Genomic DNA, 14766 nt, shown 5'->3' on the forward strand with positions numbered 1-14766 from the left:
AGGCGGGCGGCGAACATCTCGGCCATGTCGTACATCTGGGTGGATTTCTCGCCCATGCCGGAGATGATCAGGGGGGTGCGGGCCTCGTCGATGAGGATGGAGTCCACCTCGTCCACGATGGCGAAGGCGTGGCCCCGCTGCACCAGCTCGGAGGCGTAGATGCACATATTGTCCCGCAGGTAGTCGAAGCCCATCTCGTTGTTGGTGCCGTAGGTGATGTCGGCGGCGTAGGCGGCCTGGCGCTCCTTGCTGGTGAGGCCGTGGACAATCAGGCCCACCTTCAGGCCCAGGAAGCGGTGGACCTTGCCCATCCAGTCGGAGTCGCGCTTTGCCAGATAGTCGTTGACGGTGACGATGTGGACGCCGCGGCCCGTCAGGGCGTTCAGATAGGCGGGGAGGGTGGCCACCAGCGTCTTGCCCTCACCGGTTTTCATCTCGGCGATGCGGCCCTGGTGCAGGACCACGCCGCCCACCAGCTGCACCCGGTAGGGGCGCAGGCCCAGCACGCGGTCCGAGGCCTCCCGCACGGTGGCGAAGGCCTCCGGCAGCAGGTCATCCAGCGTCTCGCCGTCTGCCAGCCGCTGCTTGAACTGGGCGGTCTTGCCCCGCAGCTGCTCGTCGGACAGCGCCTTATATTCCTCTGCCAGTGCCTCAATCTTATCCACAATGGGATAAATGGATTTCAGTTCCCGGCTGCTGTAATCGCCGAAGAGTTTTTTGATCAGACCCATGAGATTTGAAACATCCTTTCTATACCCCGTCCTTCCGTGAGAGGGGAGGGGGGATTCAGTCATCCAACATATAATAATATTAGTAGGCAAACCAAAACACTTGTAGCATAGCACATCTCGTGCCGGAATGCAAAGGAAAAACGGCTGTTTGGAAAAAAGTTCACAATTACCGGAAAATGGATGGCAGGAAACCGATTCAATGAGATGGGAAGAGCGGAAAACAGACAGCCAATTGTGAAAAATGCCCATAGCCACGTCACCAGGGCCTTGCCCTTTGGGGGAAAGTGTGCTAAAATCGCGTTAATATGACAGAGCGTCCTCCCGCCATCCGCGGCGGAAGACGGCGCTATGCTTACGCGGAGTAAAAGCAAGGAGGTTATTCCATGAAGCTCAGTTTCTTCGGCGCGGCCCAATGCGTCACCGGCAGCTGCCACTGCCTCGAGGCCAACGGAAAGAAGATTCTGGTGGACTGCGGTCTGCAGCAGGGACGGGACGAGGTGTCCAACGAAGAATTCCCCTTCGCGGCGGGCAGCATCGACGTGGTGCTGGTGACCCATGCCCACATCGATCACTCCGGCCGGATTCCCATGCTGATCAAGCAGGGCTTCCAGGGCCGCATTGTCACCACCCGCCTGACGGCGGACCTGCTGGACATCATGCTCCAGGACTCCGCCCACATCCAGGAGGCGGACGCCGAGTGGAAAAACCGGAAGGGCGCCCGGTCCGGCGCACCCCACGTGGAGCCGCTGTACACCATTGAGGACGCCGCCCGGGTGCGGGAGTTCCTGACTCCCTGCGAGTACGGCGAGAAGGTGCAGCTGTGCGAGGGCGTGACGGCGGAATTCGTGGACGCCGGCCACCTGCTGGGCTCCGCCTCCATCCTGCTGGACGTCACCGAGGGGGACGTGTCCAAACGCATCGTCTTTTCCGGCGACATCGGCAACGTCAGCCAGCCCATCATCCGGGACCCGACCCCCATCACCGGCGCCGATTACGTGGTGATGGAGTCCACCTACGGCGACCGGAACCATGAGGCGGTGTGGAGCTACACCGACGATCTGGCGGCCATCATTGACGAGACCATCGCCAAGGGCGGCAACGTGGTGATTCCCTCCTTCGCCGTGGGCCGCACCCAGGAGCTGCTGTACTTCATCCGGGAGATCAAGGACCAGAAGCTGGTGAAGTCCAACCCGGACTTCCCGGTGTATATCGACTCCCCCCTGGCCAAGAAGGCCACCACCATCTTCACCGGCGATCTCCACGGCTATCTGGACGAGGACGCCCTGGAGCTGGTGAAGGACGGCACCCATATGTTCAACTTCACCAACCTGCGGATGACGGAGACCAGCGAGGAGTCCAAGGCCCTGAACGCGGACCCCACCCCCAAGGTCATCATCTCCGCCTCCGGCATGTGCGACGCGGGCCGCATCCGCCACCACCTGAAGCATAACCTGTGGCGGCCGGAGTGTGCCGTGGTGTTCGTGGGCTACCAGGGGGAGGGCACCCTGGGCCGCACGCTGCTGGAGGGCGCTAAGTCCGTGAAGCTGTTCGGCGAGGAGATCGCCGTGGCGGCGAAGATCGTCAACTACCACGGCCTCAGCTCCCACGCCGACCGGGACCACCTGATGGGCTGGATCGAATCCTTCAAGGCCCCCAAGCCCCAGCACGTGTTCGTGGTCCACGGCGACCGGGAGGTGGCCCCCTTCTTCGCCAAGACGGTGGAGGGGATGGGCTTCTCCGCCCACGCGCCCCAGTACACCGAGGTTTACGATCTGGCCACCTGCACACAGCTGGAGAAGGGCTTCCTGCCGGAGCGGAAGGCGAAGCCCGCCGGCGGCGGCAAGACGTCCTCCGCCTACGAGCGGCTGGTGGCTGTGGGCGAGATGCTCATGGCGTCCATCCGCCGGTCCAGGGGCCGGGACAACAAGAGCCTTGCCCGGTTTGCCGACCAGCTGCGCCAGCTGCTGGAAAAGTGGGAGGCGTAAACGCGGCAGAAAGGTCCCCGGCACCGCGGTGCCGGGGACTTTTTTCAGTAATAAACCTGCTGACAGATCTGCGCCCAGGTGGGCATGGTCAGTTCCAGATACCCCATCAGCAGCAGAATCACCAGGCAGATGAGGGGAATGATCCTGCCCTGCAGCAGGGCGAGCCCCTGGGCGGCGGTGAGAACGAGAAAGGATACCATCATGGCAAAGCCTCCTCCTGCGGACAGCCGTCCGTACCCGGGATAGAGCAGGTTGGTCAGCCGGACCGGAAAGTTCGTGGCGGCCAGCAGCAGATCAAGCAGAACCGTGCAGGGAAGGGAGAGCAGCCATTTCCGGAGACAGGCCTTCATGCTGCCGCTGAGAAGCAGACAGAAGCACGCGGCGGCGCTGAGGGCGGAGAGCAGAAGGAGGGAGCTGCTGCCGCTGAGGGGGCAGAACGCGTCAAACGGGTCTGCCAGGGCCAGAACGGGGAGGTACAGCACGGCAAGGCAGACTCCGTCCCGCAGCGGGGCGTATTTTCCGCGGCCCATGGCGCTCATCCCCGGTCGATGTGGGCCTGGATGCGCTGGGTGATCATCTCCAGCGCCACCGGGTTCCGCCCGCCCTCCAGCACCACAATGTCGGCATATTTCCGGGAGGGCTCCACAAACTGCTCGTGCATGGGCTTGGTGGTGGTGAGGTACTGCTTCACCACCGACTGCAGCGTCCGGCCCCGGTCCTCCACGTCCCGCAGGCAGCGGCGGAGGATGCGCACGTCGGCGTCAGCCTCCACAAAGATCTTGATGTCGAACAGTTCCCGCAGGGCTGCATTCTGGAAGATGAGAATCCCCTCCACGATGATCACCCTGGCTGGGGCGATTTCCACCGTTTGGTCGGTGCGGTTGTAGTCGGTGAAGGAGTAGACGGGGCACCGGATGCTCCGGCCCGCCTTCAGCTCCCGCAGGTGATGGAGCAGCAGCTCCGTGTCGAAGGCGTCGGGGTGGTCGTAGTTCTGCCGCACCCGTTCCTGGTAGGTCAGTCCCTCCTGGAGCCTGTAGTAGCTGTCGTGGCTGATGACGGTGACGCTGTCGCCGAAGTGCTCCTTCAGATGCCGGGTCAGGGTGGTCTTTCCGGAGCCGGTGCCGCCGGCGACGCCGATGAAAATGGTGTTCATGGCAGCCTCCCTTGATTGTTTCGATTCCCGCCGTCCGGCGCTGCCTGGCGCAGGGGCGGGCGCTGCCTTTATTATAAGCGGTCCGGCCGGAAAATGGCAAGGCGGCAGGGCGGATTTTCGGGAAAAATGGCGGCTCCGCTATTGACGGCGGCGGGGAAGTCCGGTATTATGTAAAGTGTTGAAGCATACTTCTGCGAAGCGGCCAGCTTTGCTGACTGATAAGGACCTGAAAGGAGAACCGGTATGGCGATGAAGCACTGCCCTGACTGCGGGGAGAATTATTCGGACACCTACAGACGCTGTCCCTTCTGCGAGGAAATGGCAGCCATGAAGCGCAAGCGGGGCGGCGTTCGCAATCGGGAGAACCGCAAGCAGGGCGGCCACCGGCTCTCCCGGCAGGAACCCGGCGTTCTCAGCCCGCTGCTGATCATCACCATCATCGTGCTGGGGCTGCTGCTGGTGTATCTGCTGTTCGGCGACGCCATCGGCAGCGGAAAGGACAGGAACCCGGCCCAGAGCACGCCCTCCTCGTCCTCCGTGGCCCCGGTGGAGCCGGACATCAGCGGCGATTCCTCCGGAGAGGCGCCGGCGGAGCCGGTGACGCCGGACCCGGTGAATCCCGCCGGGCTGCCGGAGAATCTGACCATGAGCAGTACGGACTTTACCATGAAGGTGGGCGACACGCCGGTGAAGCTGAATGCCTCCGGCGGCTCCGGCAGCTACCTGTGGTACAGTGAGGACGAGGGAATCGCCAGCGTGGACGAGAACGGCAATGTGGTGGCCGTTTCCGCCGGCACGGTGAACGTCTACGCCTATGACGCCAACGGCAAGGGCACCTGCATCGTCCGGGTGAAGGGCGACGGCGTGCCCAACACCGGCAGCGTGGCCTCCGGCGGTGAGCACAAGCTGAACCGGGAGGACATGACCCTCGCCAAGGGCGAGCGCTTCCAGCTGAAGCTCAGCGGCGTTACCACCGCCCCGGTGTGGAGCAGCTCCAACACCGCCGTGGCCACCGTGACCGGCGACGGCACCGTCACTGCCGTGGGCAGCGGCACCGCCACCGTCACCGTCTCCTGGGACGGCGCGTCCCTGTCCTGCATCGTGCGGGTGAAATAAGGCATAAAACGCCCCGGACCGTCGGTCCGGGGCGTTTTTGCGTTATGCGAGGGTGGCGTAGTTCTCCTGGGAAAAGACGATGGGCAGCTCCGCCGGGAAGGCGGCGGCCAACTCCGGCGGCAGGGTCTGGGTGATGAGGTCCAGGTATTCCGCAGCCCGGTCCAGATCGGGGACGCCCACGTCCACCCGGTTTTCCATCACATTGGGGCCCACGCTGGCGAAATCCACCCCCGCCGTGTCCACAATGGCCATGCTCAGCCGGTACAGTTCGTTGTAGCCGTAATCCACCTTCCGGAATTGCAGCACCTGGGGGCAGTCCACCGCGTCCAGATACTTCTGCCGTACCTCCGGGCTGTCGTCCGTCAGGCAGACCCAGAGATAGCCGTCCTCGTAGTAGGCGTCGCCGAACCCGGCGGGATAGTTGGGAAATCCCTCCTCGTGGGGCAGCAGAATGCCGAAATGATCCATCAACTGGCTGTAAGCGTCGATGGCGGCCTCCTGCCCGTAGGGGCCAACCGCCTCCTCCTGCGGCACAGCTTCCGGAACAGACGGCTCCGCCGTGCTTCCGGCGCCGCCGGACGGAGCGGAAGCGCCGCACCCGGACAGCAGAAGGCACAGCAGCGCCAGAAGTGCGGCAAACCGTGTTTCCATAGACGTACCTCCTTTGCGTTTGTTCGGTTGGACGGCGGCGGGACGGAAAATGTTCCCGTTTTCTGCCGTTGCGGACCGGAAAAAAACGTGGTATACTATTGAACCGAATGAAATCAATGTCAGGAGGTTTTCCAAGTGACTACCCGTGAATTCCAGGAAAAATCTGGATTGCGCATCTATTTCTCCTATTTTCTGCCCCACAAAAAGCTGCTGCTGACGGATATCGGCTGCGCCATGACCATCTCCCTCATCGATCTGGCGTTTCCCTTTATCTCCCGCTGGTGCATGTATGAGCTGCTGCCCCACAACGCCTACCGCGCCTTTTTCACGGTGATGGCCGTGGTGATGGCGGCCTTTGTGCTGCGGGCGGTGATGCAGTACGTCATCGGCTACTGGGGCCACACCTTCGGCATCATGGTGGAGGCGGACATCCGCCGGGACCTGTTCCACCACATGCAGGAGCTGAGCTTCGGCTACTTTGACCACAACCGCACCGGCCAGCTGATGAGCCGGCTGACGGCGGATCTGTTTGAAATCACGGAGCTGTCCCACCACGGCCCGGAGGACGTGTTCATCTCCGGCGTCACCATTGTGGGCTCCCTGGCCATCATGTTCACCATCCAGTGGCAGCTGGCCCTGGTGATTGCCCTGATTCTGCCCATCTTCTTCGCGGTGGTGTGGCGCTGCCGCCGGTCCATGGGCAAGGCCTCCGCCAAGGTGAAGCGGACCACCGCCGTCATCAACGCGGACATCGAGTCCGGCCTGTCCGGCATCCGCACCGCCAAGGCCTTTGCCAACGAAAAGGCGGAGATGGAGAAGTTTGACACCTCCAACGATACCTACCGGAATTCCAAGCGGGATTTCCACAAGGCGGTGGGCCGGTTCAACGGCGTGATGGAGTTTTTCCTCTGCGGGCTGCAGGCGGTGGTGATCACCATGGGCGGCTGGCTGATTATGGAGGGCCGGATGAACATCGTGGACCTGGTGACCTTCAGCCTGTACATCAGCACCTTCCTCACCCCGGTGCGGAAGCTGGCCAGCTTCGCGGAGATGTTCGCCAACGGCAGCGCCGGCTTCAAGCGGTTCCTGGAGCTGATGCGCACGGAGCCTTCCATGAAGGACGCCCCTGACGCAAAGGTGCTCACCGGGGTGGAGGGCGCCATCGACGTGGACCATGTGAACTTTTCCTACGACGGGGACCTGGCGGTGCTCCACGATGTGGACCTGCACATCCGCCCCGGCGAGACAGTGGCGCTGGTGGGCCCCTCCGGCGGCGGAAAATCCACCCTGTGCCAGCTGATCCCCCGGTTCTATGACGTCACCTCCGGCGCCGTCCGTCTGGACGGACAGGACGTTCGGGAGGTGACCCAGGAGTCCCTGCGGCAGAGCATCGGCGTGGTGCAGCAGGAGGTGTTCCTGTTTGCCGACACCGTGCTGGAGAACATCCGCTACGGCAAGCCCGGCGCCTCCCCGGAGGAGGTGGCCCGGGCGGCCCGCATGGCGGAGATTTACGATGACATTGTGGCCATGCCCAACGGCTTCCAGACCAACGTGGGAGAGCGGGGCACCCTGCTCTCCGGCGGCCAGAAGCAGCGGATCTCCATTGCCCGCATCTTCCTGAAAAACCCGCCGGTGCTGATTCTGGACGAGGCCACCTCCGCCCTGGACAGCGTGACGGAGGCCCGCATCCAGCAGACCTTTGAGAAGCTGTCGGAGGGCCGCACCACCATCATCATCGCCCACCGGCTGTCCACCGTCCGGAACGCGGACCGCATCGCTTTCATTGAGAACGGCCGCATCGCCGAGATCGGGAGCCATCAGGAGCTGATGGAAAAGAACGGCGCCTACGCCGCCCTGGTGCGGGCGCAGGAGCTGAAAGAGTGAGTCATGGATAAGAAAAAACTGCTGGACCAGGCGCCCGGCGAGGACCGGATGCTGCTGGCCCGGGTACTGGACCGGGCGGAGCAGGCGGAACAGCGGAACATTCCCGCCTGCACCGATTTCCTCAGCCCTGCCCAGCGGACCGCGGCGGAGGACCTGCTGCGCCGGGCGGGCATGGGCCCGGACCGCTGGACCGCCTGGGGCGGCTATGACGGCGCGGAGCGGCAGGCCCTGGTGTTTCTGCCGGACTGGCTGGAGGCCGCCGACGCCCCGGAGCAGCTGCCGCTGCGGTATCTGCGGGCGGCCTACCGGCCGGAGGACAAGCTGACCCACCGGGACATTCTGGGCAGCCTCATGGGCCTGGGCATTGTCCGGGAAAAGGTGGGGGATCTGCTGGTGAGCGACAGCGGCTGCGACATTGTGGTGCTGGACAGCGTGGCGGAGTTCCTGCTGCAGAGCTGGACCGGCGCCGGACGGGCGAAGCTGACGGTGACGGAGATCGGCCCGGAGAACCTCCACATCCCGGTGGTTCAGTGCCGGGAGGTGCGGGACACTGTGGCCGCGCTGCGGCTGGACGCCGTGGCATCCACCGGCTTCCGCATGGCCCGGGGCAAGGCCGCGGCCCTCATTGAAAGCGGAAAGGTGCAGGTGAACTGGCGGGAGTGCACCAAGCCGGACAAGCCCCTGAGCCAGGGGGACACCGTGTCCGCCCGGGGCTTCGGAAAATTTGAACTGACGGAGGTGGGCGGCATGACGAAAAAGGGCCGCCTGCCCATTGTGCTGAAGATTTACGTGTGAGGAGAAGGACCATGGACCAGAAGAAGATCGACCGCATCAATGAGCTGTCCCGGAAGCGCAAGGCGGAGGGCCTGACGGCAGAAGAGGAGGCGGAACGGGCGGCGCTGCACCGGGAGTATGTGGACTCTGTGCTGGGCAGCCTGCGGAACCATCTGGACAACACCTACGTGGTGGATGACAAGGGAACCAAGACAAAACTGAAAAAGAAGGGGGAGTGACCGGTGGCCCGGAATCAGAAAAAGGACGATGACTGGAAGGGCTGGGCCATCATCGTCCTCCTGTTCGCCTTCGGACTGTGGCCGGTGGCGCTGGTGGTGCTGTTCGGCAAGCTGTTCGCCTCCGACAAGAAGCAGGAGGCGCCGCCGCCTCTGCGGGTGGACACGGAGACGCGGCAGACGGCGCAGACGGAGCGAAAGACGGACGGAAAGGCCCGGGCGGCGGCCAGAAGCGCCATGCGCTCGCCGTCGGTGAAAAAGTCCAATGCCCGGCTGCTGACCTTTATCGGCGCGGTGCTGGCGGCGGTGGGCCTGATGGCCTGCTACGAGCCCATTGACATGATGCTGTGGCTGGGCAGCGTCAGCGGCTATCTGGAGGACCTGCTGTACGCCCTGTCGCTGACGGCGGCGGGCTTCGGCATGCTGGGCGCCGGCGTCTCCATGAACCGGGCCGTGAAGCGGTACGCCCGGTATCTGGCGGTAATGGGGGACATGGAGGCCATCTCCCTGGAGAGTCTGGCCCGGAAGATGGGCTTTTCCGAAAAGCAGGTGCGGAAAGACCTGCGGAAGATGATTGACAAGGGCTATTTCGGCGGCCGGGCCTATCTGAACATGGAGCTGGGCTACTTTTTCCGGTCCAACGAGGCGGACGCCCGGGTGGTCCGGGAGCGGACGGAGGCCCGGGAGCGCCGGCAGGCGGAGACGGCCCGGGCGGCGGAAAACAAGTATGACCGCATCCTGCGGGACATCCGCCGGGCCAATGACGAGATTGCCGATCCGGTGCTGTCCGACAAGATCCGGCGGCTGGAGGACATCACCGCCGGGATTTTCCGGGCGGTGGAGGCGGACCCGGCGAAGAGGGGACGCATCGACACCTTCCTGAACTACTACCTGCCCACCACCCAGAAGCTGCTGGACTCCTACGCCCGGTTTGAAGCCGCCGGCGTGGAGGGGGAGAACCTGCGGCAGGCCAAGGCCCGCATTGAAAAGACCATGGACTCCATCGTGGCGGGCTTTGAGCACCAGCTGGACCAGCTGTATCAGGACGACGCCATGGACGTGGACAGCGACATCCGGGTGATGGAGACCATGCTCCACCGGGATACCGCCACCGTGGAACGGGACTTCGGCCTGGGCGGCTCCGCCGTGCAGCGGGAGAAAGAATAAAAAACAGCTCTGCCATCCGGCAGAGCTGTTTTTGGTTATCCGGGGGATTACTGTTTGGAGGCCAGCACCTTCTGCAGCCAGTCCTTGCCGTCCACGAACCGGGAGACGATGTAGGACACCACATAGTCGCCGGCGGAGTTGATCATGGTGGCGGGGGGATCCACCAGGTTGCCGATGGCAACCAGAATGGGGAAGGCCACCTCGATCTGCTCGGGGAAGAAGATGGAGCAGATGATATACTCGCCGATATAGCCGCCGCCGGGGACGCCGCTCATGCCCACGGAGGACAGCACGGCCACCAGCACCACGGGAATCAGCTTTTCAAAGCCCAGGTCCTGACCGAAGACGCCCAGCACGAAGGAGATCTTCAGCACGCAAGAGAAGCAGGAGCCGTCCATGTGCATGGTGGCGCCCAGAGGCAGCACCATGTCGGACACGTCCTTGGAGATGCCGGTCTCGGCGGCCACTTCCATGTTGGTGGGGATGGTGGCCACGGAGGAGCAGGTGCCCAGAGACACCACGGCGGGACGGGTGATGTGCTGGAACATGACCTTCACGGCACCCTTGCCGCCGCCGAACCAGGCGAACAGAGGCCACGCGGTGAAGATGTAGACAAAGCACAGGGGATAGTACAGCAGCAGGGCGCGGCCATAGGTCACGGTGACCTGAGAACCGTAGGTGGCCACCAGATCGGCGAAGATGGCGAAGAAGGCGATGGGGGCGTAGTAGGTGACGATCTTCACGAACTTCAGCATCACGTTGGTCAGATCCTCCAGGAACTTGCCCACCAGGGAGTCCTTGCCGCCGTTCAGGTTCACGGCGAAGCCGAACAGCACGGAGAACACGATGAGGGGCAGCATGGCCCGGCGGGTCAGCAGGCCCACGAAGTCAGAGGCGGTGAAGAAGTTGACGATCATCTGGGTCATGGAGGCGTACTCGCCCATCTCCTCGGAGGGCAGCTCAGCCCAGGGGGACAGGACGGGAGGGAATACCTTCACCAGCAGGAACATGATGACGGCGGCGATGGCGCCGGTCACCACGAAGGTGCCGATGGTGACGCCCATGATCTTGCCGGCCCGCTTGCGGCTGCCCATGTTGGCCACGGCGCCGGCGATGGAGGCGAACACCAGAGGCACCACGATGCAGAACATCATGTTGATGAACACAGTGCCCAAAAAGCTGATGGAGTTGCCAAAGCTGGGGAAGAACCAACCCACAATGGCGCCCAGGATCATGGACCCGATCATAATGGCCATGAAGCGGTAATTCTTCGCGACGGATTTTGCTTCCATAAAAAATTTTCCTCCTCTAAAACTCACATATTACAACGACAGGTCCTCGTCCGTGACCTCGCCCTTGCAAACAATGTTGGTGGGACCCGTCAGATACAGGTCCGTGACCCGGGAGCCCTCCCGCTCCACGTCCACCAGCAGCTCCCCGCCGGTCATCCGGACGGCGGTGCGGTGGCCGGAGACCTTGCCCTGCAGGGTCAGCACCGTGACCAGGCTGCCGGTGCCGGTGCCGCAGGCGTAGGTGAAATCCTCCACGCCCCGCTCGAAGGTCCGCAGCAGCACCTGATCCTCGCCGGTGATCTCATAGAAGTTCACGTTGGTGCCCTTGGGGAAGGCCGGGTGCCACCGGAGCTTCCGCCCCAGCTCCCGCAGCTCGTTTTCCTCCGCGTTGGCCAGGTTGTGATAGGGCACCACCGCGTGGGGCAGGCCGGGATCGCCCAGTTCCACGTAGGAGCAGGGATACCGCACGCCGTCCACCTCCACGGGATAGTCCAGCCGCAGCACGGTGGGATCGTTGAGGCGGATGCGGTAGAGCCGCCGGTCAATGCGCCGTCCGGTGACGATGCCGGCGGTGGTCTCCACCGTCTGCGTCTCTCCGGCCAGGCCGTTTTCAAAGCCGTACCGGCAGATGCACCGGGCGCCGTTGCCGCACATTTCGCCTACACTGCCGTCGGAGTTGTAAAAGCGCATCCGGTAGTCGCCGCCCTGGGTGGGGGCGTCCACCACCATCAGGCCGTCGGCGCCGATGGACAGATGACGCTCGCACAGGGCCCGGGCAATGGCGGGGAACACGGACTCCGGCAGCTTTTCTGTCAGGTTATTGAGCACAATGAAGTCGTTTCCGGCTCCGTTCATTTTCCAGAACTGCAAAGAGTCTCCTCCTCTCATTTTCGCAATTTACTCTATTATATCAGTGCGGATGCAAGAATCATACAGGAGAAAGTGCTAAAAAGTAGGCAAAAAATGCGCCCTGTTTTGATACAGGTCTTTGCACAGGCAGGAAAAATGTGGTATGCTGAACAAAAGAACCCCCGCCGGGCCGGCGGGGAGGGGAGGCGCGGCAATGGCCAGAAAGAATACGCGGAACACCCGGGGACGCATTATCTCCGCGGCATGGAAGCTGTTTTACGAGCAGGGCTACGAGAACACCACGGTGGAGGACATCGTGTTTGAGTCCGAAACCTCCAAGGGGTCCTTCTACCACTATTTCTCCGGCAAGGACGCCCTGATGGGGACGCTGGCCAATGTGTTCGACGAGAAATACGAGGAGCTGTACCCGGCCATGGACCCCGCCATGGACGCGGTGGAGAAGCTGATTTATCTGAATCATGAGCTGTTCGCCATGATTGACGGCGGCGTGTCCGTGGACCTGCTGGCCCGGCTGCTGTCCACCCAGCTGCTGGCCCGGGGGGAGAAGCACCTGCTGGACCGGAACCGGTACTATTTCCGGATTCTGCGGCAGATTGTGTCCCAGGGCCGGGAGAGGGGCCAGCTGCGGCGGGACCGGTCTGTGGACGAGATCGTCAAGGCCTACGCCCTGTGGGAGCGGGCGCTGATGTACGACTGGTGCCTGTGCGGCGGCGAATACTCCCTGGTGTCCTACACCGACCGGATGACCCCCATGTTCCTGGAGAGCTACCGCCCCCGGGGGGAGGCCGCCGGGAATTGACAGGATTCCATTTCCGGGACCGTTTTTGGTTTTGTAAATCGTTCAGTGAAAAATCATTTGATTTCAATGGATTTCAGTGTTTTGATAGAATCCGGTATAGAATACGTTCTATACCGGATTCTGTATTTCATTCTGCCAAAAAGTATGGTATGATACAGCACGTATTACAAAAGGATGGCAAAACCATCCGGGAATGGAGAGAGAAAATGTCTGGTTTGCAATTCATCATTATGGCGACCATGATCGCCTATCTGTGCTTCGTGATCATCACGGGCATCATGATTGGCCGCCGCACCAAAAAGAGCGCGGAGGGCTTCTATCTGGGCGGCCGCGGCATCGGCCCGCTGGTCACCGCCATGAGCGCCGAGGCCTCCGATATGAGCTCCTGGCTGCTGATGGGCCTGCCGGGTCTGGCGTACCTCAGCGGCGTGGCCGACGCGGGGTGGACCGCCATCGGTCTGGCCATCGGTACTTATCTGAACTTCCTGCTGGTGGCCAAGAAGATCCGCCGGTACAGCGTCCGCCTGGATGCCATCACCATCCCCTCGTTCATCTCCAAGCGGTACGGCGAGAAGAAGCCGGTGATCATGTGCATCGCCTCCGTGGCCATTCTGGTGTTCTTTGTTCCCTACGTGGCCTCCGGCCTGGCGGCCATCGGCAAGCTGTTCAACAGCCTGTTCGGCTGGGATTATGTGCTGGCCGTGCTGCTGGGCGCTGTGGTCATCATCAGCTATACCTCCGTGGGCGGCTTCAACGCGGTGGCCACCATGGACCTGATCCAGTCCATTATTATGACCTGTGCCCTGGTGGTAATCACCGGGTTCGGCATCTATCAGGCCGGCGGCCTGGAAATGGTACTGGAGAACGCCAAAGCCCTGCCGGGCTACCTGAGCCTGACCCAGACCTATGACGTGGCCACCGGAACGGCCAGGCCCTATGGCTTTATCAACTCCGTCTCCATGCTGGCTTGGGGACTGGGGTATTTCGGCATGCCCCATATTCTGGTACGCTTCATGGCCATCCGGGACGAAAAGGAGCTGAAGCTCTCCCGCCGCATTGCCTCTGTCTGGGTGGTAATCTCCATGACCGTGGCTATTTGTATTGGTATGATCGGCTACAGTGTCTCCCAGGCGGGGCGCATCCCGGTGCTGGAAGGCAGCAAGACGGAGACAGTCATCGTGGCGATTGCCAATCTGCTGTCCTCTTACGGCTTCCTGACCGCCATCATCGCCGGCCTGATTCTGGCGGGCATTCTGGCGGCCACCATGTCCACGGCAGACTCCCAGCTGCTGGCTGCCGCCTCCGCCTTCTCGGAGAATATCCTGCAGGACGTGTTCGGCGTCAGGCTGACGGCGAAGCAGACCATGCTGGTGGCTCGTCTGACGGTGGTGGTCATTGCCGTCATCGCCGTGTTCCTGGCCATGGACCCCAACAGCAGCGTCTTTACCATCGTGTCTTTCGCGTGGGCCGGCTTCGGCGCCACCTTCGGCCCCACGGTGCTCAGCGCCCTGTTCTGGAAGCGCAGCAACCGCCAGGGCATCCTGGCCGGCCTGGTGGCCGGCGGCATCATGGTGTTCGTCTGGAAGTTCCGGGTGCGTCCTCTGGGCGGCATGTGGAATATCTATGAGCTGCTGCCTGCTTTCCTGGTGGCCACGCTGGCCATTGTTGTGGTGAGCCTGCTGACGGAGAAGCCCTCTGCGGAGATTGAGGCGGTGTTTGACGAGGTCAACGCCGACTGATCGGAAACCGTTATATTCCCGCGTGGAGACACGCGGGAATATTTTTTGAAAAAATGGGGAAAAAGGTGTTGACAAACGGGAGATGGTCTGGTATTCTAAGCAAGCTGTCTGACAGAACGCGAGAGCGACGGCCGGACGGCACCGCGAAGTTTGAAAAGAATCGAAAAAAGTTCTTGACAAACCAATCCGGTTGTGATAAACTTAAAAAGTTGCTGAACGGAAGCGAAACGGTCGAAAGTCCGGTGAAGAACCTGAAAAAAGTTCTTGACAAGGGCGGGCCGATGTGCTAAAATCAGTAACGTTCCGCCGAGAACGGCGTGTACCTTGTAAATTAAACAACGTAACGAAATGAAAGCACCAGACGGAGAT

14 protein-coding genes are annotated in these 14766 nt (G+C 62.3%); 8 read left to right on the forward strand and 6 right to left on the reverse strand.

Annotated elements, in window-relative coordinates; all coding sequences use genetic code 11:
- Positions 1 to 731: DEAD/DEAH box helicase (locus SOX55_RS05395; protein ID WP_325286415.1), on the reverse strand; the 731-nt coding region annotated here is incomplete at its 3' end.
- A 383-nt stretch (positions 732 to 1114) separates the two neighbouring features.
- Between SOX55_RS05395 and SOX55_RS05400 the strand changes: the two genes are divergently transcribed.
- Positions 1115 to 2716, forward strand: a complete 1602-nt coding sequence (locus SOX55_RS05400) for an MBL fold metallo-hydrolase (protein ID WP_325286416.1) — start codon at positions 1115 to 1117, stop codon at positions 2714 to 2716.
- A gap of 44 nt (positions 2717 to 2760) precedes the next feature.
- Here SOX55_RS05400 and SOX55_RS05405 read toward each other — a convergent pair whose 3' ends face one another.
- Together SOX55_RS05405 and udk are read right to left on the reverse strand one after the other, a co-directional pair.
- Positions 2761 to 3246 (reverse strand): hypothetical protein, encoded by a 486-nt coding sequence (locus tag SOX55_RS05405; protein ID WP_325286417.1) that lies wholly within the window; start codon positions 3244 to 3246, stop codon positions 2761 to 2763.
- A 5-nt stretch (positions 3247 to 3251) separates the two neighbouring features.
- The gene (gene udk / locus SOX55_RS05410; protein ID WP_325286418.1) at positions 3252 to 3869 is read right to left on the reverse strand and encodes a uridine kinase; all 618 of its coding nucleotides are present in this window, start codon (positions 3867 to 3869) and stop codon (positions 3252 to 3254) included.
- 243 nt (positions 3870 to 4112) lie between these two features.
- Between udk and SOX55_RS05415 the strand changes: the two genes are divergently transcribed.
- The gene (locus SOX55_RS05415; protein WP_325286419.1) at positions 4113 to 4985 is read left to right on the forward strand and encodes an Ig-like domain-containing protein; all 873 of its coding nucleotides are present in this window, start codon (positions 4113 to 4115) and stop codon (positions 4983 to 4985) included.
- Between the two features lie 42 nt (positions 4986 to 5027).
- On the opposite strand, the gene SOX55_RS05420 is transcribed toward SOX55_RS05415, so the two are convergent.
- Complete coding sequence (locus tag SOX55_RS05420; protein ID WP_325286420.1) at positions 5028 to 5636, reverse strand: hypothetical protein; 609 nt, start codon at positions 5634 to 5636, stop codon at positions 5028 to 5030.
- A 135-nt stretch (positions 5637 to 5771) separates the two neighbouring features.
- On the opposite strand from SOX55_RS05420, the gene SOX55_RS05425 reads away from it, so the two are divergent.
- Genes SOX55_RS05425 through SOX55_RS05440 form a run of 4 tightly spaced genes read left to right on the forward strand, consistent with a single transcriptional unit; the run spans position 5772 to position 9697 of the window.
- Positions 5772 to 7520: an ABC transporter ATP-binding protein gene (locus SOX55_RS05425; protein WP_325286421.1), complete on the forward strand. Its 1749-nt coding sequence runs from the start codon at positions 5772 to 5774 to the stop codon at positions 7518 to 7520.
- Between the two features lie 3 nt (positions 7521 to 7523).
- On the forward strand, positions 7524 to 8315 hold the full coding sequence (locus SOX55_RS05430) for a YlmH family RNA-binding protein (protein WP_325286422.1): 792 nt from the start codon (positions 7524 to 7526) through the stop codon (positions 8313 to 8315).
- 11 nt (positions 8316 to 8326) lie between these two features.
- A complete protein-coding gene (locus SOX55_RS05435) occupies positions 8327 to 8533 on the forward strand; it encodes a DUF896 domain-containing protein (protein WP_325286423.1) in 207 nt (68 codons plus the stop codon).
- Between the two features lie 3 nt (positions 8534 to 8536).
- Positions 8537 to 9697, forward strand: coding sequence for a 5-bromo-4-chloroindolyl phosphate hydrolysis family protein (locus SOX55_RS05440; RefSeq protein ID WP_325286424.1), 1161 nt, complete (start codon positions 8537 to 8539; stop codon positions 9695 to 9697).
- A 47-nt stretch (positions 9698 to 9744) separates the two neighbouring features.
- Here SOX55_RS05440 and SOX55_RS05445 read toward each other — a convergent pair whose 3' ends face one another.
- Positions 9745 to 10989: a dicarboxylate/amino acid:cation symporter gene (locus tag SOX55_RS05445; protein ID WP_325286425.1), complete on the reverse strand. Its 1245-nt coding sequence runs from the start codon at positions 10987 to 10989 to the stop codon at positions 9745 to 9747.
- A gap of 30 nt (positions 10990 to 11019) precedes the next feature.
- Complete coding sequence (gene dapF, locus SOX55_RS05450; protein ID WP_325286426.1) at positions 11020 to 11859, reverse strand: diaminopimelate epimerase; 840 nt, start codon at positions 11857 to 11859, stop codon at positions 11020 to 11022.
- A gap of 193 nt (positions 11860 to 12052) precedes the next feature.
- On the opposite strand from dapF, the gene SOX55_RS05455 reads away from it, so the two are divergent.
- Both SOX55_RS05455 and SOX55_RS05460 read left to right on the forward strand, forming a co-directional pair.
- Complete coding sequence (locus SOX55_RS05455; RefSeq protein ID WP_325286427.1) at positions 12053 to 12658, forward strand: TetR/AcrR family transcriptional regulator; 606 nt, start codon at positions 12053 to 12055, stop codon at positions 12656 to 12658.
- Positions 12659 to 12864: 206 nt separating this feature from the next.
- Positions 12865 to 14397 carry a sodium/proline symporter gene (locus SOX55_RS05460; protein ID WP_325286428.1) on the forward strand — a complete coding sequence of 511 codons (1533 nt, stop codon included), beginning with the start codon at positions 12865 to 12867 and terminating at the stop codon, positions 14395 to 14397.
- Positions 14398 to 14766: the final 369 nt, after the last annotated feature.

Source organism: Dysosmobacter sp. (genome assembly GCF_034093755.1).
GTDB lineage: Bacteria > Bacillota > Clostridia > Oscillospirales > Oscillospiraceae > Oscillibacter.

Excerpts from the sequence above, each read along its gene's own strand:
- SOX55_RS05405 (WP_325286417.1), bottom strand. The coding sequence starts at position 3,246 with ATGGGCCGCGGAAAATACGCCCCGCTGCGGGACGGAGTCTGCCTTGCC.
- SOX55_RS05400 (WP_325286416.1), top strand. The coding sequence starts at position 1,115 with ATGAAGCTCAGTTTCTTCGGCGCGGCCCAATGCGTCACCGGCAGCTGC.
- SOX55_RS05435 (WP_325286423.1), top strand. The coding sequence starts at position 8,327 with ATGGACCAGAAGAAGATCGACCGCATCAATGAGCTGTCCCGGAAGCGC.
- SOX55_RS05415 (WP_325286419.1), top strand. The coding sequence starts at position 4,113 with ATGGCGATGAAGCACTGCCCTGACTGCGGGGAGAATTATTCGGACACC.
- SOX55_RS05460 (WP_325286428.1), top strand. The coding sequence starts at position 12,865 with ATGTCTGGTTTGCAATTCATCATTATGGCGACCATGATCGCCTATCTG.
- udk (WP_325286418.1), bottom strand. The coding sequence starts at position 3,869 with ATGAACACCATTTTCATCGGCGTCGCCGGCGGCACCGGCTCCGGAAAG.
- SOX55_RS05430 (WP_325286422.1), top strand. The coding sequence starts at position 7,524 with ATGGATAAGAAAAAACTGCTGGACCAGGCGCCCGGCGAGGACCGGATG.
- SOX55_RS05445 (WP_325286425.1), bottom strand. The coding sequence starts at position 10,989 with ATGGAAGCAAAATCCGTCGCGAAGAATTACCGCTTCATGGCCATTATG.
- SOX55_RS05455 (WP_325286427.1), top strand. The coding sequence starts at position 12,053 with ATGGCCAGAAAGAATACGCGGAACACCCGGGGACGCATTATCTCCGCG.
- SOX55_RS05420 (WP_325286420.1), bottom strand. The coding sequence starts at position 5,636 with ATGGAAACACGGTTTGCCGCACTTCTGGCGCTGCTGTGCCTTCTGCTG.